Origin of the sequence: Paenibacillus xylanivorans (assembly GCF_001280595.1) — a bacterium.
In the GTDB taxonomy this organism is placed as follows: Bacteria; Bacillota; Bacilli; order Paenibacillales; family Paenibacillaceae; genus Paenibacillus; species Paenibacillus xylanivorans.
Genome location: NZ_LITU01000036.1, coordinates 41,561 through 59,142, shown reverse-complemented (window position 1 = coordinate 59,142; position 17,582 = coordinate 41,561). Strand labels below are relative to the sequence as shown.

At 47.9% G+C, this 17,582-nt stretch carries 15 protein-coding genes and 1 pseudogene; 11 read left to right on the top strand and 5 right to left on the bottom strand.

The features are described 5' to 3' along the window. Window positions 1-631 precede the first annotated feature (631 nt). The 4 genes from AMS66_RS04385 to AMS66_RS04375 form a co-directional block, all read right to left on the bottom strand. A complete protein-coding gene (locus AMS66_RS04385; RefSeq protein WP_144424407.1) occupies window positions 632-1,324 on the bottom strand; it encodes an aspartate/glutamate racemase family protein in 693 nt (230 codons plus the stop codon). 204 nt (window positions 1,325-1,528) lie between these two features. Then, complete coding sequence (locus AMS66_RS32655; RefSeq protein WP_160319663.1) at window positions 1,529-1,696, bottom strand: hypothetical protein; 168 nt, start codon at window positions 1,694-1,696, stop codon at window positions 1,529-1,531. 544 nt (window positions 1,697-2,240) lie between these two features. Further along, window positions 2,241-3,059 (bottom strand): zinc ribbon domain-containing protein, encoded by an 819-nt coding sequence (locus tag AMS66_RS04380; RefSeq protein WP_053779633.1) that lies wholly within the window; start codon window positions 3,057-3,059, stop codon window positions 2,241-2,243. A 72-nt stretch (window positions 3,060-3,131) separates the two neighbouring features. Next, entirely contained in the window at window positions 3,132-4,082 is a 951-nt protein-coding gene (locus tag AMS66_RS04375; protein ID WP_053779632.1) for a helix-turn-helix transcriptional regulator, read from the bottom strand. Window positions 4,083-4,165: 83 nt separating this feature from the next. On the opposite strand from AMS66_RS04375, the gene AMS66_RS04370 reads away from it, so the two are divergent. The 4 genes and pseudogenes from AMS66_RS04370 (at window position 4,166) to AMS66_RS04355 (ending at window position 7,484) form a co-directional block, all read left to right on the top strand. Then, the gene (locus AMS66_RS04370; RefSeq protein ID WP_053779631.1) at window positions 4,166-4,861 is read left to right on the top strand and encodes a response regulator transcription factor; all 696 of its coding nucleotides are present in this window, start codon (window positions 4,166-4,168) and stop codon (window positions 4,859-4,861) included. Next, the gene (locus tag AMS66_RS04365; RefSeq protein WP_053779630.1) at window positions 4,854-5,942 is read left to right on the top strand and encodes a HAMP domain-containing sensor histidine kinase; all 1,089 of its coding nucleotides are present in this window, start codon (window positions 4,854-4,856) and stop codon (window positions 5,940-5,942) included. The genes AMS66_RS04370 and AMS66_RS04365 overlap by 8 nt, the downstream gene beginning before the upstream one ends. A 99-nt stretch (window positions 5,943-6,041) precedes the next feature. Further along, window positions 6,042-6,702, top strand: a pseudogene (locus tag AMS66_RS04360) (M15 family metallopeptidase); the annotation flags it as partial. 230 nt (window positions 6,703-6,932) lie between these two features. Next, on the top strand, window positions 6,933-7,484 hold the full coding sequence (locus tag AMS66_RS04355; RefSeq protein ID WP_053779628.1) for a VanZ family protein: 552 nt from the start codon (window positions 6,933-6,935) through the stop codon (window positions 7,482-7,484). 217 nt (window positions 7,485-7,701) lie between these two features. On the opposite strand, the gene acnA is transcribed toward AMS66_RS04355, so the two are convergent. Continuing rightward, entirely contained in the window at window positions 7,702-10,413 is a 2,712-nt protein-coding gene (gene acnA / locus AMS66_RS04350) for an aconitate hydratase AcnA (protein WP_053779627.1), read from the bottom strand. A gap of 380 nt (window positions 10,414-10,793) precedes the next feature. Here acnA and AMS66_RS04345 point away from each other — a divergent pair, with 380 nt between their 5' ends. The 7 genes from AMS66_RS04345 (at window position 10,794) to AMS66_RS04315 (ending at window position 17,347) form a co-directional block, all read left to right on the top strand. Continuing rightward, window positions 10,794-11,792, top strand: a complete 999-nt coding sequence (locus AMS66_RS04345; protein WP_407944522.1) for an amidase domain-containing protein — start codon at window positions 10,794-10,796, stop codon at window positions 11,790-11,792. Window positions 11,793-11,925: 133 nt separating this feature from the next. Next, the gene (locus AMS66_RS04340) at window positions 11,926-13,026 is read left to right on the top strand and encodes a D-alanine--D-alanine ligase (protein ID WP_053779625.1); all 1,101 of its coding nucleotides are present in this window, start codon (window positions 11,926-11,928) and stop codon (window positions 13,024-13,026) included. A 31-nt stretch (window positions 13,027-13,057) separates the two neighbouring features. Continuing rightward, the gene (locus AMS66_RS04335) at window positions 13,058-13,381 is read left to right on the top strand and encodes a hypothetical protein (RefSeq protein WP_053779624.1); all 324 of its coding nucleotides are present in this window, start codon (window positions 13,058-13,060) and stop codon (window positions 13,379-13,381) included. A gap of 157 nt (window positions 13,382-13,538) precedes the next feature. Continuing rightward, complete coding sequence (uvsE, locus tag AMS66_RS04330) at window positions 13,539-14,540, top strand: UV DNA damage repair endonuclease UvsE (protein WP_053779623.1); 1,002 nt, start codon at window positions 13,539-13,541, stop codon at window positions 14,538-14,540. Window positions 14,541-14,647: 107 nt separating this feature from the next. Further along, on the top strand, window positions 14,648-15,511 hold the full coding sequence (locus AMS66_RS04325; RefSeq protein WP_407944521.1) for an inositol monophosphatase family protein: 864 nt from the start codon (window positions 14,648-14,650) through the stop codon (window positions 15,509-15,511). 24 nt (window positions 15,512-15,535) lie between these two features. Then, the gene (locus AMS66_RS04320) at window positions 15,536-15,826 is read left to right on the top strand and encodes a hypothetical protein (RefSeq protein WP_053779621.1); all 291 of its coding nucleotides are present in this window, start codon (window positions 15,536-15,538) and stop codon (window positions 15,824-15,826) included. 204 nt (window positions 15,827-16,030) lie between these two features. Then, the gene (locus tag AMS66_RS04315) at window positions 16,031-17,347 is read left to right on the top strand and encodes a stalk domain-containing protein (RefSeq protein WP_053779620.1); all 1,317 of its coding nucleotides are present in this window, start codon (window positions 16,031-16,033) and stop codon (window positions 17,345-17,347) included. Window positions 17,348-17,582 lie beyond the last annotated feature (235 nt).

Sequence of the window (17,582 nt, the reverse complement as noted above, 5' to 3'; positions counted from 1 at the left end):
AATCTTAAAGGACAAGAAGTACGACACAACATATTTTTATAAGTTATAGTTTGTTGTCACACAGCTGATTTAATAAAATGAATATAAGTAAAAAAACAAATAAGAGTAGCCAAGCCAAGGGCTACTCCTGCACAGTATTTGCGGTGGATATTCCTCCAAGTGCAGCATAGTTCAGACGAAGTGACCCGTCAGGCCTGTCAACCTGTGGCGGGTCACTTCTTTTTTTACGGTCGATGTATGTCTGGAGCGCAATAATTAACATTGCGAACACGCTTACGTCGTTGAAAGAGAAGTTCAGTTCCTAACGAACCGAGCACACGCTATTCGCTGTAATTTGCAAAGGTCTGCGATTTAACGAATCATAGAGAGGTTATTTCTTGAAATGCACGTCCTGCTGTATTGAAATCGTACGTCTGGATCCAAATAACGTGGCTGAGATTCGTCAAACTTAGCATTTCACATAATTCTTCTTATAGGACGCACTTGGTTCGTTAGCGCTTTGGATTCGAAATAGAAAGTGATCGTCTCTGGGACAATCTCTTCAGTTCTTCGCATCACTGAATGATCTTTGGCTTCACAAGTTTAAGCAATCTCGGAATTTAATCTCCAATTTCAACGCGAAGCTCAACACTTAACGCTGGGCCAAGTTCAAATTCTCCTCCAAATAAGCCGCTAGCGAAGCCAAAGGGCTGTATATAGACTTGCCTGTGTCTGCTGTGACCCGTGCTGCTGCGGGAGCCATAGACAGTTGAGCGGCTACTACCGTGCTTCCCGGGGACTGCTCAGAAATTTGCTGCAATCCAGCAGTCACTGCTGCAAGATAACCTTCCTTATCACCTCGCATAATTAACTCGAATGTCCCCGGGATCAATACTGATTCAGTCTCTACCGCTTCGATTTCGTTTTGCTGCTCATCCTCATCATCTTGCTGCAAAGCCTGAGTTACTCGCGCCATTGTTCCTTCAATCGTTGCGGGGTTGGTAAACGCCAATATGTATCTCCCCGGTACTCGTTGCATTTCCTGAAGTAATGGATCATCAATACCAACCACTGGGACGGGAACATGCTGTGCCTCCTGCTCAAGTACAGCAGCAAACAGGGCACAGGTAACGAGGATGGCATCTGCATGACAGTGTGCGATCCATTGCAGCGTTTGTGAGACTTTCTCATGCGTAACTGCCTCGGTGAAATCAGCATCATGTTTGAGGCGATCCAGACCCGGATCGACATAATGTACAAGTTCAACCTCATATAGAGCGAGTGCTTCTTCAATCAGTGCAATGTTGGAATAGTGAGCGTGAAAACAGCCAATGGTCATCATCATACTTGCCCCCTGAAATGGATGTTGTCTCAATAAAGTGCCGCAGATATTTAACCCATTATAGGGATGTGACAATAGGCTGTACATATGTAAAATGCTGATCTCACAACAAATTAAAGCGAAAACGCGAATAACCGTTCATCCACAACTTCGCAGAGGAACGGTGCAAACCACGCAAGCGATTCTCAATTCGCTCGTCATTTTCATTTATCGCATAGAAGGGGCAGCATTCTTTTTAGCCATTTTTTGCTGCAAAATTTCATGAAAGGATAGACCTTGAGTGTTCTCATTCTCCTTTTTGGGAGCAACGGTCGCCGTGTTGCGCGGATATTGGTGGTGGTACGGGATCATTTGCTGAATAGGCATGCGGATCATCTTGGTTCCTCCTTTAATGCATTTTCGAATATGCATATGTGATTATTAATAGGTTATGTATTCCGACGGGTTATCGTCTCTGTTACGCAAATAGGTATATGTGACTTGTTAGACGAAATAGGCAACTTAAGGTGTAATTCCAATTGGATTGTAGTGATTTTACCCCGTATTCAGGAGATGTAAACGTTTTTAAGTAAATTCAGGAGGAAAGGACCGCATATGTGAGGTTTCATATGGGAGGATAGAAGCGGTTGTTAAGTGAATAGACCCAGTTTTGGGAGTGCCAATTGTGTCGAAATTAAGACATATTGTCTGGTTGTATAGGTACGACGCAAGCTAGCTAACTTGGTACCATGGTCGGTTGTCGGGTGCATATTAGGGCAATTTTCGACGGTAGACAAAGGGGGAATGCCAAAAAGCCGCCAGGAAAACCTGGCAGCCTAACAGCAATTTGCATAAATCCGGGATTAAATTCAATCGGTAAGATACAGATATGAACAGTCCAATTCGGATTAAGAAATAATCACAATCACTTTTCTTCTTTTTATTTTTCTCGGCGAACAGCGATATACAGGTCCACTTGTACGTTCTCAGGATCGAGACTTCGCTCATCATACCATTCGAAATCTCCGGTAAACGTGCGTTCACCCTGATTGTTCCAGGCCCACACCGCACCCCAAGCTTCACTCACGACTTCGCCCATCGCGCCCTTTCTGGAGGTGAATACGGCATATGTCGCAGGCGGTAGCTCAACGGAATTCACTCCCTCAGGTAACGATTCATCCGGACCGACCTCATGACCCACCAGTATAGTGTATTCTCCATTTATGCCATCCGTATAGTCAGCGTAACAGCCATATCGGGCCGCTTCAGGGGAAGGCTGATGATCTGAGGCGAAGTAGCTGTTCCAGAGTCCCTGAATGCAGCCTTTGCCACTAATTTCAATGGCATTGGTTGTTCTGGCCGACACACCCGCAAGGCGTTTTCCTGGCAGTGTGACATACCGAATGGGCTCTGCGGAGAGCGTATTGTCGGAAGTTACTTGATTAAGGTCAACGGACTCATCCGAATTTTCTGCTGAAAATGCCACGTTCCGTTCAGAGCCGGAAGCATTCCATCTTTTCAAAAAAGGAAGTTGGTTGCGCAGCATTGCTCTTGCTGATTCCTCGTCCATACCTTCCTGATTCAGGATGGCGGTGCACATTTCAATCATACCTTCCAGCGTAATATCGGGCTGCTCGAACTGGCCTTCTTTATAACAATAGATACAGTATTCGCGGGTTGTATTACCATCCGTTTCTGTTCCGAATTGGGCAGGGGCAGTGAGTGGCATTCCGCAGCTCTGGCATACGGTGACGTTCATAATTAATTCCTCCTCGTTATGTACAGCTTGAATATAATAGAAGTATAACGGGAGGAACTGGACACCTGTCTGTCAGGTTAGGGGCGGAGCTTTGTAATTTTGCACAATTTGTTCGGCAATTCTACGAATCTCCTCTCGAATATGCAGAGGCTCCAGTACTTCGACATCTGCGCCAAATCCAAGAATGAACCCATACAGCCAGTTGTCCTCCGGAAATGCGACCTGGCTGATAAAATAGCCCTCATCATCCGGTATGACGCTCTCTATGCCAAACCATTCCACTGCGATGTGACGAATACGCTCATGGAACCTCAGGGTCAGAGGCACCTTATTATCCGGGGTTGCCCAATCCTGCTGCCAGGGTCTGTCCTGCAGGTTGATCGGTTTGCGTTCGAAGCTCCCTTGGGCGAGGGTAACGTCTCTCATGCGGACCAGCTTGAACATACGGAACTCGTTGCGTTCGTGACAGAACGCATAGAGGTACCAGGAATGCTTTTTGAGCACAAGGGTATGCGGATCGGTCGTTCTATGGGTCTGGGTGCCTTCGGCACTGCAATAGGTAAATGAGATGGGCTGGAGTTGATCCATGCCCTGTTCAATGAGCTGAAGCTTGATTTGCAGCGCTTCGGGATGCGTCCACATTGAATAATCCACAATAAAGCGGCTGGTATTGGCCTGGAAATCCTCATTTTTGGCTTCAGGCACGATACTGCTGAGTTTCTCCATCAACAGGTCCCGTGCCACATTCGTATGGGAGGTGGAGACACTGCGCAGTGCAGTGACAATGGAGGCCAGATCTTTGTCGGTCAGCACATTTCGGTCAAGCCGGTAGCCCTCTGCAAGGCCAATACCTCCGCTTGCACCCTGATAGGTGACGACAGGGATACCCGCCTGACCCAGCGTGTCTATATCCCGGTAGATCGTGCGGATGGATACCTCAAACGTATCCGCCAAATCCTTGGCCTGCACCCGGCCACGATTGATCAGCAGCACAACGATGGCTAATAAACGATCCAGTTTCATATATTGGATTCCCTTCAATCATTTATAAGTTGGATTCAGATATGTTATATTGTTGAGCATCACACATAGGAGTGGAATAAGCAATGAAGCGTATTACGATTTTGATCGCAGATGATGAAGTTGAGATCGCTGATCTGGTTGCATTGCACTTGCAAAAAGAAGGATATCACATCATCAAGGCATTTGATGGGAAAGCGGCGGTTCAAGCCGTTCAGACACAAACGATAGATTTGGCTATTTTGGATATTATGATGCCTGGTATGGATGGATATGAGGTGACCCGCAAAATTCGGGAGCAGTATCACCTGCCTATCATTTTTCTGAGTGCCAAAACCTCAGATATGGATAAAATCACCGGGCTCGTGATGGGCGCAGACGATTACATGACTAAACCATTTAATCCGATGGAACTGGTCGCCCGGGTCAATTCCCAGCTGCGCCGTTCACTTCAATTCAGCCAGTCTGTACCAATCCAGCGCTCCATTCTGGAGAAAGGCGGCCTCATTATCTCGCCAGATCAGCATAGCGTCACCCTTTATGGCAAGCCCATAGAATTAACACCGAAGGAGTTTGACATCCTGTATCTGCTCGCAAGTCATCCCAAACAGGTGTTCAGTGCGGAGAGCATCTTTGAACAGGTGTGGGGAGAGGCTTATTATGAGAGCGGCAATACCGTGATGGTTCACATTCGGACCCTGCGCAAGAAGCTGGGGGAAGATGTAGACAAGAACAAGTTTATCAAAACGATCTGGGGTGTGGGGTACACATTCAATGAATAAACGCAGAAGTTTTCGAACAACCATGATTCTGTTGCTTGGTTTAAGCATGCTGGCATCTGGCGCGATTACCTTTGGCGTATATAAACTGATGCAATACTATTACACTGGAGTGCGTGCGGAAGATCAGTTAGCAGAATATCGTCACTTTATGAGAAGCATAGGCGATATTTACTTTTTCCTTATCCTGTTCATTCCGCTTGCTATACTGTTTTTCTTCTGGTTTACGAAGCCATATGTTACCTATTTCAAAAATATCTCTACAGGTATTAGGCAACTCGCGAGTGGTGATTTCCAGCACCGTGTGCAGATTTCGACGAAGGACGAGCTAGGCGCGATTGCAGAGGATATCAATCTGGCGAGTCTGAAGCTGAGGGAAGCGGTAGAACGGGGGGATTTTGCAGAGAGCAGCAAGGACCAGCTGGTGGTGAACCTGGCGCATGATTTGCGTACCCCTCTAACCTCGGTGTTGGGTTATCTGGATCTGTTGATGAAGGATGAGCAGCTGACAGAGGAGCAGGTCAGGCACTTTACATCGATTGCTTTTAGCAAATCTCAGCGTCTTGAGAAACTGATCGACGATTTGTTTGAGATTACAAGAATGAACTATGGCATGTTGCCGATTGAGAAAAAGAAACTGGATCTTAGTGAACTGCTGAGGCAGATGAACGAAGAGCTGTACCCTGTTTTTGAAAAGAACCGCCTGGTCACCCGACTGCATATCGATTCCGAACTAACCATTTCCGGCGATGGTGAGCTGCTTGCACGCGTGTTTGAGAACCTTTTAATTAATGCAGCTCGTCACGGTACAGATGGTCTTTATGTGGATATTCATGGGCATCGTGATGCAGGACAGGTTATCATTCAGATCATGAACTATGGGGGACATATTTATCCAGATGATCTGCCTCATATTTTCGATATGTACTATACCGGGGATCGAGCGCGGACACCTCAGGAAGGTGGAACAGGCCTGGGCCTGTTCATTGCCAAAAATATTGTGGAGCAGCATGATGGGTCCATTTCGGCCCAAAGTGATGTAGTACGGACCGTATTTGAAGTCCGGTTGCCTGCGCTGGAATGAAGTTATATGCTCAATTTAAGAAAAACTTTAGAATTGCCCTGCTTTTTTTTAACTAGTTTTCTCTATCCTTGATTATACGAGGTAAAGGAGGAACAAGGGATGAAGAAGTGGGGATTTTTGATATGTATCATTGTACTGGGATATATTTTTTCCAAGTCACCTGCATTGTTTGAGCAGAAGGAAGAAGCGAATCTGCAGATTCAGGATACAGCTGAAAGTCGGGCGGGATATACCAAAACCATTAATATGGATATGAAGATTCAAGTACATAAAGGGAATTTACTGCTCGTCAATTCGGAGTATCCCGTTCATGCGGAGGGTATTAGAACGGACATTGTCAATCTGGCTGAACAACAAGATCTGGTTCGTGGATACGGCTTGCTGGATCAGAATATCTTGTTGTCAAAGTACGTAGCGCAAGCGTTCCAGAAGATGATTGAAGCTGCTGCGAAAGATGACGTGCGTTACTTCATCATCAGCAGTGGTTATCGGGACTTTACGAAACAGGAGCAGCTTTATGAGGAAAAGGGCTCGGACTATGCACTTCCTGCGGGTCACAGTGAACATAATCTGGGTTTGTCCATGGATATAGGCTCTACCCTGGCTGCGATGAGTGAAGCACCAGAAGGAGCTTGGCTGGAGAAGAATGCATGGAAATACGGATTCATTTTACGATACCCGAAGGATAAAGTGGACATCACCGGCATTCAATACGAACCTTGGCATTTTAGGTATGTGGGACTGCCGCACAGTGCCATCATGTATCATAATCACCTTGTGCTGGAGCAGTATTTGGAGCTGTTGCAACAGAAAAAGAGCATTTCCGCTGAAGTCGGGGACAATCTCTATTATGTGCGCTATTACGATACATCCAAAGAGCAGAGCATTAACGTACCTGAGCACGGTCAATATGAGATATCTGGAGACAACATGAACGGAGTTGTCGTGACGGTGGAGGAATAAACAACAAGAAATACACGGAGGCTCATTATGAAACCTAAAGAGTTCAATATGAAGATCGTTTGGGTGGCGGCATTCATCATCTATCTGTATCTGCTGACCAAGCTGATCCTGTTCAAGGGACATACGATGGATTGGGACGTTGTTAGAGTGCAACTCATAACGATTGCGCAACAGCCGGATCTGATTCATACGCGAACTGTTAACCTGACGCCATTTCAGGAAATTTCAAGAGACTGGCATAGCCTATCGTTACATCGTCCCGGAACCGCAATTCACCTGCTCGGAAATGTTATGGCCTTTATCCCCCTGGGCATCTTCATTCCTGTACTTATGGGAAACAAGCTGTTGTCAGGGGCAAAGGTACTCGTACTTTCCTTGCTTCTAAGTTTTGCTTTTGAAGTAACACAGCTATTAACGGGCATGGGCATATTCGACGTGGATGATCTTATGCTGAACACCTTTGGTGGGGTGATTGGTTATGTTCTGTATTCGATGCTTATCGGCATGAAGCGAATGATTGTGGGGGGAACGGCTCGGACTGCGAGAAAAGAATATAATTCCAATCAGAGTCGCGTGTAAGAAGGGGGGCATTTGATTTTCTTGGCTGCTTTAATGATTGGCACAGAAGTCGTGTTTATCGTTAGCCTCACATTGCATTGGACATTAGAGGAAGTGTAGATTCGTTACTCAGCCTGTATCATATTAATCAAAAAAAGCTCCCCATCGCGTGCTGAGTGCACGGATGGGGAGCTTCTCTTATAAAGAGCTATCACATTAATCGTTAATGTGATAAAGATTATTTTTTCATCATTTGACGCAATACGGTTTGCAGGATACCACCGTTATGGTAGTAGTCCACGTCTACCATGCTGTCCAGACGAGCGATGACAGGGAAGTCGAACTTGGTGCCGTCCTCACGGGTTACGGTAACCGTCAGCTCTTGACCTGGTTTAACATCATTGCTCAGACCTGTGATGTCATACGTTTCACGACCGTTCAGACCGAGGCTGGACCAGCCATGACCTTCCTGGAATTGCAATGGCATTACGCCCATGCCCACCAAGTTACTGCGGTGAATACGCTCGAAGCTTTCTGCGATAACGGCTTTGACGCCGAGCAGGAATGTTCCTTTTGCCGCCCAGTCACGCGAGCTTCCTGTACCATACTCTTTACCTGCGATAACGATCAGGTTCTGTCCTTCATCCTGATACTTCATGGAAGCATCGTAGATGGACATTTCTTCGTCCGTTGGCAGGTATTTTGTAATACCACCCTCAGTACCTGGAGCCACTTGGTTACGAATACGAATGTTTGCAAACGTACCACGCATCATGACTTCATGGTTACCACGACGGGAGCCGTAAGAGTTGAAGTCTTTGCGTTCTACGCCATGTTCTTTCAGGTACAGTCCAGCCGGACTGGATGGTGCGATATTACCCGCTGGTGAGATGTGATCCGTTGTTACGGAGTCAGCCAGCAGCGCCATAACTCGTGCGGAATGAATATCTGCGATATCAGTCAACTTGTCGCCAAGCTCCTGGAAGAATGGTGGATTCTGAATGTACGTGGAGTTTGGATCCCACTCATACAATTCGCCTTCCGGTACAGGGATCGTATTCCAGCGTTCGTTAGCTGTAAATACGTTCTCGTATTTGTTGCGGAACATCTGGGCGTTCAGCGAGCTAGCGATGGTATCCTTGATTTCCTCGGAGCTAGGCCAGAGGTCTTTCAGGAATACAGGCTCGTTGTTGGTATCATAACCGATTGGATCGGTTGCAAAATCAATATTAACGGTACCCGCCAGAGCATACGCCACAACGAGTGGCGGAGAAGCCAGATAGTTGGCTTTGACCTGTGCGTGCACACGGCCTTCAAAGTTACGGTTACCGGACAATACAGCCGCTACCGTCAAATCGTTCTCAGAGATTGCTTCACTTACTTCGTCTGGCAGTGGGCCAGAGTTACCGATGCAAGTTGCGCAACCATAGCCGGCAACGTTGAATCCGAGTTTGTCGAGATATTCGATCAGACCTGCTTTTTCCAGATACTCGGTAACAACGAGGGAACCTGGAGTCAAGCTGGTTTTCACGTAGCCAGGCTTAGTCAGACCACGTTCAACGGCTTTTTTAGCAAGCAGACCCGCTCCGACCATAACGCTAGGGTTCGATGTGTTGGTGCAGCTTGTGATTGCCGCGATAACGACAGCACCAGCAGTCAGTTCGCTAGTGGAACCGTCAGTGTGTTTCACAGGCACTTTCTCAGCGATTTTCTCGTCGCTCAGTCCGTATCCGCCTTTGTCGATCGGCGTGCGGATAATGCTATTGAAGCCTTCTTTCATTTGAGTCAGCTCGATGCGATCCTGTGGACGTTTAGGTCCCGCGAGACTTGGTACAACAGATGCCAAGTCAAGTTCGATCACGTCTGTAAACGCAGGGTCAACGGTATCGGCAGTACGGAACATGTTCTGAGCTTTGTAATAAGCTTCAACCAGATCCACCTGTTCGTCGGTACGGCCGGTATTACGCATATAGTTTAACGTTTCGCTATCTACAGGGAAGAAACCGATCGTTGCACCGTATTCTGGTGCCATGTTGGCTACAGTCGCACGGTCAGCCAAGCTGATATTGGAAAGACCTGGTCCGTAGAACTCAACAAATTTGCCGACAACGCCTTTTTTACGCAGCATTTGGGTAACTGTGAGTGCCAGATCCGTTGCGGTTGAACCTTCGCTCAGGCTGCCTGTCAATTTGAAACCGATAACGTCCGGTGTAACAAAATAAAGCGGTTGGCCCAGCATACCTGCTTCAGCCTCGATCCCGCCAACACCCCAACCAACAACGCCGAGTCCGTTGATCATGGTGGTATGGGAGTCTGTTCCTACGAGGGAATCCGGAAATACAACGGTTTCGCCGTCAATTGTTTTGGTTGCAGCCACGGAAGCCAGATACTCCAGGTTAACCTGGTGAACGATCCCTGTGGATGGTGGAACTGCACGGAAGTTGTTGAATGCTGTTTGCGCCCAGCGCAAGAAGCGGTAACGCTCTTCGTTACGCTCGAACTCAACCTTGATGTTGTAGTCGAGTGCATCGTTCGTTCCGAACGCATCAACCATAACGGAGTGGTCGATAACGAGATCGACGGGTACGAGTGGATTGATTTGTTTTGGATCGCCGCCTGCTTTTTTTACGGTATCGCGCATCGCTGCCAGGTCAACGACAACCGGTACACCGGTGAAATCCTGCAGAACGATACGTGCAGGGATAAATGGAATTTCCTTGTTATTGTCACGGCCGTCTGCCCAGCCGGTCAGTTGTTTAACATGTTCTTCGGTAATCGCACGTCCGTCGAATTGACGAATAGCTGCTTCGAGCAGCACTTTAATGGAGAAAGGAAGCTTGGAAAGGTCGCCGTAGCCGCCTTCCTGAAGAGCATCTAAACTGTAGTAGCGATAAGACTTGCCTCCGACCTCAAGACTGCGGGCCGCGGAGAAATGATTCTTGGCTGACATACATGTACCTCCTTAAATGTGTCGGTGAGATGAAGAAAACGTTCATTTAGGTGAAGAACAGGCCTTCATCGTTCCGTGTCCTTGTTCGTTGGTTTCATTAGGTGAAACGTAATTTCATAATTGTAACTTTAGTTTTAAGTATACCGTTTTCAACTCCGTACGTAAAGGGCTTTTTGCCCGTCCAGTCAAGTCATTGGTACATTGAATGCGTTCTCAAGTGAAGGGAATGGACGCGATCTCTTCCATACGCATTATCCCCGTTATTAAGGCTTCAAAACAGAACCAGACACATACAACCGAAATTCTCTCATATAAATAAAAAAGAGTTTTCATGCAATGGATCATTCCGGACAGAACTCATGCCAAAGGGGGACACAGGCTTGGAACGCGAATGGAAGAGTGCCTTATATACCTACGTGAACCAGTATAATCGCTGTGAGATCGACTACCGTCCACAGACAAGCGAACGGATTGTCACCGATCCGGAATTTGTGCTGGAACGGGGAGAGCGGATGGCCAGACTGGACCAATGGTACCGCAAGCGACGGGCCGTGCCTATTCGCAGTGAGACCAGCGCCAAGCTTGTGCGGACACTTATGGATGGGGTAGATGAATCGGTGGTGGACGTGCAATTGTACAGCAGGCTGTTCTATGAGAAGAACGGTTTGACCCATCGGGAAGACCGGATTGAGCGGGAACGTCTGACCTTTCTTAGGCAAGGTGGGGCTTGGACCATTGCACGTGTGGAACGTGAGGTGCCGGAGCGTCGCCCGGTAGGAGAGGGTCGTCCTTTTCAACAAGCTGATTTTGTACAGGCGATGAACCGGCCGCTGCTTAACCGGGAAGTGCTGGGACAGGGGAGAAGATCGAGGCAGCAATTGTATCGCAGGGATTTGGTGGTCGCCTACGCGGATCGGTGGTGGAATGCGGGTAATCCGGCATTTGAGGAATTCGATGTGGACTGCACCAACTATGTGTCCCAATGTCTCTTTGCAGGGGGAGCACCCATCCACTATACTGGTAAAAGAGAAGCAGGATGGTGGTACAAAGGCTATGTGAATGGTGCCGAAATGTGGAGTTACAGTTGGGCCGTTTCCAATAGCCTGGAGCGCTATTTATCCGGTAGCAGCTGGGGGCTGTCCGCAACAGAAGTCGAGCGTCCCGAGCAGCTGATGCTTGGAGATGTCATTCTCTATGACTGGGACGGGGATGGCAGGTTTCAGCACAGTACCGTTGTGACTGCCTTTGATGCGGGGGGCATGCCGCTTGTGAACGCACATACGGTCAGCAGCCGCCACCGTTTTTGGGATTACCGGGATTCTTACGCTTGGAACGAGCGGACGGTGTACCGGCTTTTTCACATTGCAGATGAGTTTTGATGCTCAAAGATTTTACGGGATTCGGTGACGTGGACATCCGGTTCCGTGTAAAATAAGTCTAGATAACAGAATAAAAGTGATGCTGAGCTTGCAGACATGACAGCATCATTGCACAGATAATCGGAGGTTACACATGAGTATGGATAAATTAACAGTAGGCGTCGTTTACGGCGGAAAGTCAGGCGAGCATGAGGTGTCGCTGCAAACGGCGTTTGCTGTAACGAACGCATTTAATTATGAAAAGTATGAACTGGTTCCTTTTTATATCTCCAAGCAGGGTACGTGGAAAAAAGGATCTGTTATGCACGCGCCTTTTGCGCAGATTGAAGATTTGAAGCTGGAGCAGTCGGCGGGCGGAACCCAGGAAGCGCTGAACGCGCTGTTTGGCCGTTTATATGGCGGAGAAGAGGCGATGGACGTCATGTTCCCGCTGCTGCACGGTACGTTTGGTGAGGATGGTACGATTCAAGGGATGTTCGAGATGGCAGATATGCCTTATGTTGGCGCAGGTGTACTGGCTTCGGCAGGCGGTATGGACAAAGTAGTCATGAAGAAACTGTTCGCACAGGCCGGAATCGACCAATGTGCCTTTACGTATTTTAACGCTACGCAGTGGAAGCAAACCGAACATGAAATGATCTTACAAGTGGAGGATCAGCTGGGCTATCCCTGTTTCATTAAGCCGGCCAATCTCGGTTCCAGCGTAGGTATCTCAAAGGCGCGTAACCGGGATGAACTGAAGACGGCAGTGGAGTTCGCTCTCCGTTATGATACGAAGGTTGTCATTGAGGAATTTGTGGAGGCACGTGAAGTCGAAGTCAGTGTGCTCGGTAATGACGAGCCGATGGCTTCCGTACCAGGGGAAATCGTATCTTCTGGTGAATATTATGACTATGCAGCCAAATACATCGATGGACAGTCTCAGATGCTGATCCCTGCTCCGCTAGACCCGGAAGCCGCAGATCGCATCCGCGAGGCCGCATTGCAGGCATTCCGTGCGATCGAAGGCAATGGTATCTCCCGTGCAGACTTCTTCATTCGCAAATCGGATGGGGCATTGCTTATTAATGAAGTAAACACCATGCCTGGTTTCACCCCGTACAGCATGTATCCGCTCTTGTGGCGTGAGACGGGCGTATCGTATGCCGAACTGCTGGATCACATGATTGAGCTGGCTTTGGAACGCTACAACCGCAAGCAGGCGCTGAACTACGAGAACGGCGTACAGGCGTAGCCTGAGGACGACAATATAAGGAGGGGTATGAATGGGATTTCAGACCGAATTCAATTCCGTATGTAAATTCAAGAATGAACAAGAGTTGTTCGAATTGCTTGAATACGGCCGTGGCAAAATGGTCAAACAAGGCTTTCGTGTATTTCCTACCGGACAGAAAGTCATTGCTTACACACCGGATAACGTAGCTGTAGCCATCGTAAAAATCGTAGTCTCCATTGCGGAGATTAACTTCCAGGGTCAGGAAGTGACCGAAGTGGAGATGCAATTGATCCGTAAACTGAACGAGGAAGAATCTCGCATTCAGACCGCTCTTGCGGACGAGATGTTCTTTGGTGAACAGGCACAGGGGTAGTTTGTTACACGTGGATTAGAGCGAATGGACGGATTTGTCGAAATTACGATTATGGTCACTCTTTTAGGGTAAAACTTGGTTATATACAGTGAAGGGAAGACTGCCGGCTTTCGTATGTCGGGAAGGAATCCCCGCCCTAATAGAGAGGAAGAAATTCATGCTTGTACGTTTTGGCTATGTGGCGATGTCCGTGCTTGTGGAGAATGCTTCACCTTCCCGGACGATGACGATGTCCAGCTTTAAGAAAATTGATGATAGGGAAGCGGCAATTCGCAAGCTGGAACGGATTGCAGCCGAGAATTTGCATAATACATTACGTTTGCTCAGACACAATAAAGGCAGCCATATTCATGTATATCGTTTCTCCTCCAAATTAATTCCGCTGGCAACTCATGAGGATCTGAGTGATTGGGACCCGTTTCCCGCGCTTAAGCATGATTTTGCAGTGATTGGCGATTTTGTGAAAGAGAACAAGATGCGTGTGTCTTTCCACCCGGATCATTTTACGGTACTCAGCACGCCTCGGGAGGAAGTGCTGCGCAACTCCATGCGCGACCTTCGTCATCATGTACGTATGTTGGATGCTATGGGGCTGAATGCCACTGCCAAGAACAATATACATATTGGTGGTGCATACGGGGACAAGCCTAGTGCAGCGCTGCGTTTTGAGGAGAATTTTCTGAAGCTGGATCGGGATATTCAGGAGCGGTTGACGCTCGAAAACGATGACAAGACCTTCAATGCACCCGAGACGCTTTCGGTATGTCAACGTATGGGTTTGCCCATGGTGCTGGATATCCATCATCAATGGGTGAACAATGAAGGCGAACAGCCATGGGATCTGTGGCCGGATATATTGAAGACATGGGAATCCCCGCTGGCCCAAGCGGATTCCCCGACAGACAAGCCGTTGCCGCCCAAAATTCACGTATCCAGTCCCAAGAGTGAGAAGGACCTGCGTGGACATGCAGACGGTGTTGAAGTGGAGCCGTTGCTTGGCTTTCTGCGCCATATCGCAGCACATACTCCCGCCCTTGATGTGATGATTGAGGCAAAGCGTAAGGATGAAGCTCTGGTGCAGTTGATGCAGAAACTAGCATTCTATCACGAAGAGGGTGTGGAGTGGGTGGACGAGTCGACGGTTATCATTCATCCGTAGCGCCAAAAGGGGCCTGGGCAACGAGAAACTTTACGACCCTCGGGGCGTATACTTTTAACAAGTATTTTAATTTTTCGTAGATTGATATAGAAAGTAGAGTGAACGCTTTGAATGAGAAGGAAAAAACACCTTATGTCGTGACAAGCAAAAGCTATACTGCCGTCGCCATTAATGCAGCTTCTAAAGCTGGAGAGTGGATCAAAAGCCGTCTCGGAACTGTGGGGGAGCCCGGAACCAAGTATTCACCGCAGGATCTCGTTACTGAAGTTGATAAAGGTGCGGAACAGATGATCCGTCGCCTGATACTGACGCATTTTCCCCATCATGCCATTCTGGGTGAAGAAGGCGTTGAACCGGGACCGGAAGCTTCTGCGAAAGCACTGAAAGAAGCTGAGGATGAAGAGTTTCTCTGGATTGTGGACCCAGTGGACGGAACGACGAATTTCGTACATGGTTTTCCGTTTTACTCGGTATCCATCGCTTTGGCTCATAACGGTGAGGTGATTGTGGGAGTAATCTACGATCCTTCCCGTGACGAATTGTTTGTTGCGGAAAAAGGAAAAGGCGCCTACGTCCACGGAAACCGGATGCTTGTATCTGGTGAACAGGAACTGGCTCAGAGCCTGATTGCGGTTGGCTTCCCGGCGGATACGACCTACGCGTTGCCGATCAATATGGCCGCTGTCCAGGCACTTGCACCGCAAGTACGCAGCCTGCGTGCAGGCGGTTCTGCTGCCCTTCATTTGGCGTATGTTGCAGCGGGGCGCCTCAGCGCTTATACCGAAGTTGGTCTGAAGCCATGGGATATCGCCGCAGGGGCATTACTGGTGGAAGAATCCGGCGGCAAGGTTACCGATACCATGGGGACGCCTTACCAACTGTCGGTGAGTCATGTGGTTGCCAGCAATGGCAGGATTCATGATGCATTGACGGGTGTGCTGAAGGAAGCAAAAGCAACTGGCTTAGAGTAAAATTTATTTAAGGAGCGAACAACAATGGATGAATCCAAAGAACTGGAACGACGTTTGAGTGATATGCTGACTGAAGGGGACATGGAGGAGTCCGGCGATGCTGACAAGCGTGAACGCCAGCTGATTCCTCCCAAGTATGAGGTGCGCATTCAGACAGAACGGGACCCGATTGTGGAAGAAACGTTGAAGTACCGGGATATGGCACGTGAAGTGGACGATCGCTATGATCGTTATATAGAGCGTTCTGCCGGGAACAAAACGGATACCGACACGGATGGTTCTGATTCTGGAGACACGAATAAATCAAAGTCTTAACGAGTGGACATCTTGCTTATACTCAACGGATAACAGACTTACCTAATTCGGGGAGTCTGTTATTCGTGCGGAATGGAGTACAGACGACAGCCCCCTTTAATAATGTTAGAATAGAGTTACACGAACTTCTGTCATCAGAGTGAACAGTGTAATATGTAATTATATTTTATTTTATAGATACGAGAAAAAGGAGTTGCTCTAAGAATGAAGCGTAAACGCATATGGAGAAGTACCGCCGCAGGATTAACGGCAAGTATGCTGGCAGGGATGCTGATTTTGGCATCATCCGCACAGTCCGCTCTTGCTGCGGATAGCAATACGTTACCTGCTGGAACTACAACAGCATCTTTGCCTGCGAACAAGGATGCCATAGCAGTAACCAAGGAATTCCGCATCGTTACATTGGGGGATTCCATTACCGTGGGTTACGAGCCGAACCTGAAAGAACTGCCGTATGGTTATGTGGAACGATTACAGGAACAAGGCCTGCTTCACGGACGTACTCAGGTGGACAACTATGGTATTGCCGGATTGAAGAGCAGTGGTCTGAAAAACTTTGCAGATGCAATTAAGGAAGGGAAAGCGCTCACTTCCGAAGCCATTCAACCAAGTCTCCCTGATCCAAGAGCGGCACAAGTTGGAGCCAATATTGCTGCCATCAAGGAGAGTGTAACCGGGGCCAATCTCGTTGCCATCACGATCGGAGGGAACGATGTATCCGAGTTGCTCGGTACAGCAGATAAGCTGAGTGATGCGGAACTGGAAGCAAAAGTGAAGGAATTGCTATCATCCTATACAGCCAATGTTAGCGCGGTTATCAATGATATTCATGAGATTAATCCTAATGCCAAGATCGTAATCGCAGACCAGTACCAACCCATGCCTGAAGTAGCTGGAAAAGCACTCTATGCGAAACTGATGGAAGCTTCCCAAGGGTTTACTAAGACCATTGATGGAATTGCTGCTGACTTCTCCGCTAAAGGGATTGATGTAAAAGTGGCTCATGTCGCCAAGGAGTTTATTGGTGGTGAAGGCACGATGACTCACATGATTAAGGACCGCGATTTTCACCCGAACCAATTCGGATATGAAGCGATTGCCAAAGTATTCGCAGAAACGATCTGGGGTGACTACACCAAGCTGACAGCTCCTGCGAGTGGTGAACCGATGAACATCATCGTTAGTGGCAAAACGCTGAATACACCGTACAAACCGATCATTCGCAATGGTAAAAACTTTGTGGCGATCCAGGATATCGTGAATGCAGTCGGGGCAACAACCGTCTGGGATAACAAAACTTCAACGGCAACGATTACATACGGAGACCGGAAGGTTGCCGTGAAGATTGGTGCAACGGCCGTTCAGGTAAATGGTGCATCCCTTTCCGTGGACACACCTGCATTCCTGAACAAGGTGGGCAACGAGTCCAAAACGTATGTGCCTCTGGCTATGGTAGCTGAGGGTCTTGGCTTTGATGTGCAGTATGTAGCCAAGTTAAAAACCGTTTTTGTGAATCCGTAACGAAATAAGTAGTACTCTTATACACTAGGCGCATAATATCGAGAAGCCAGATTTCCCTTGATCTTTTCAGGGAATCTGGCTGTTTTTGCGTCTGTACTCATTCCAGACCAAGGAACCACACCTTCGGAAATGACCTGAAATGTTGCATAAATATGACTTGTCATCTGACCATGGATGTGTAAATATGAAAATAACTTACAGTTGATCGAAAACCATTTCGAATGACAGCACCCTT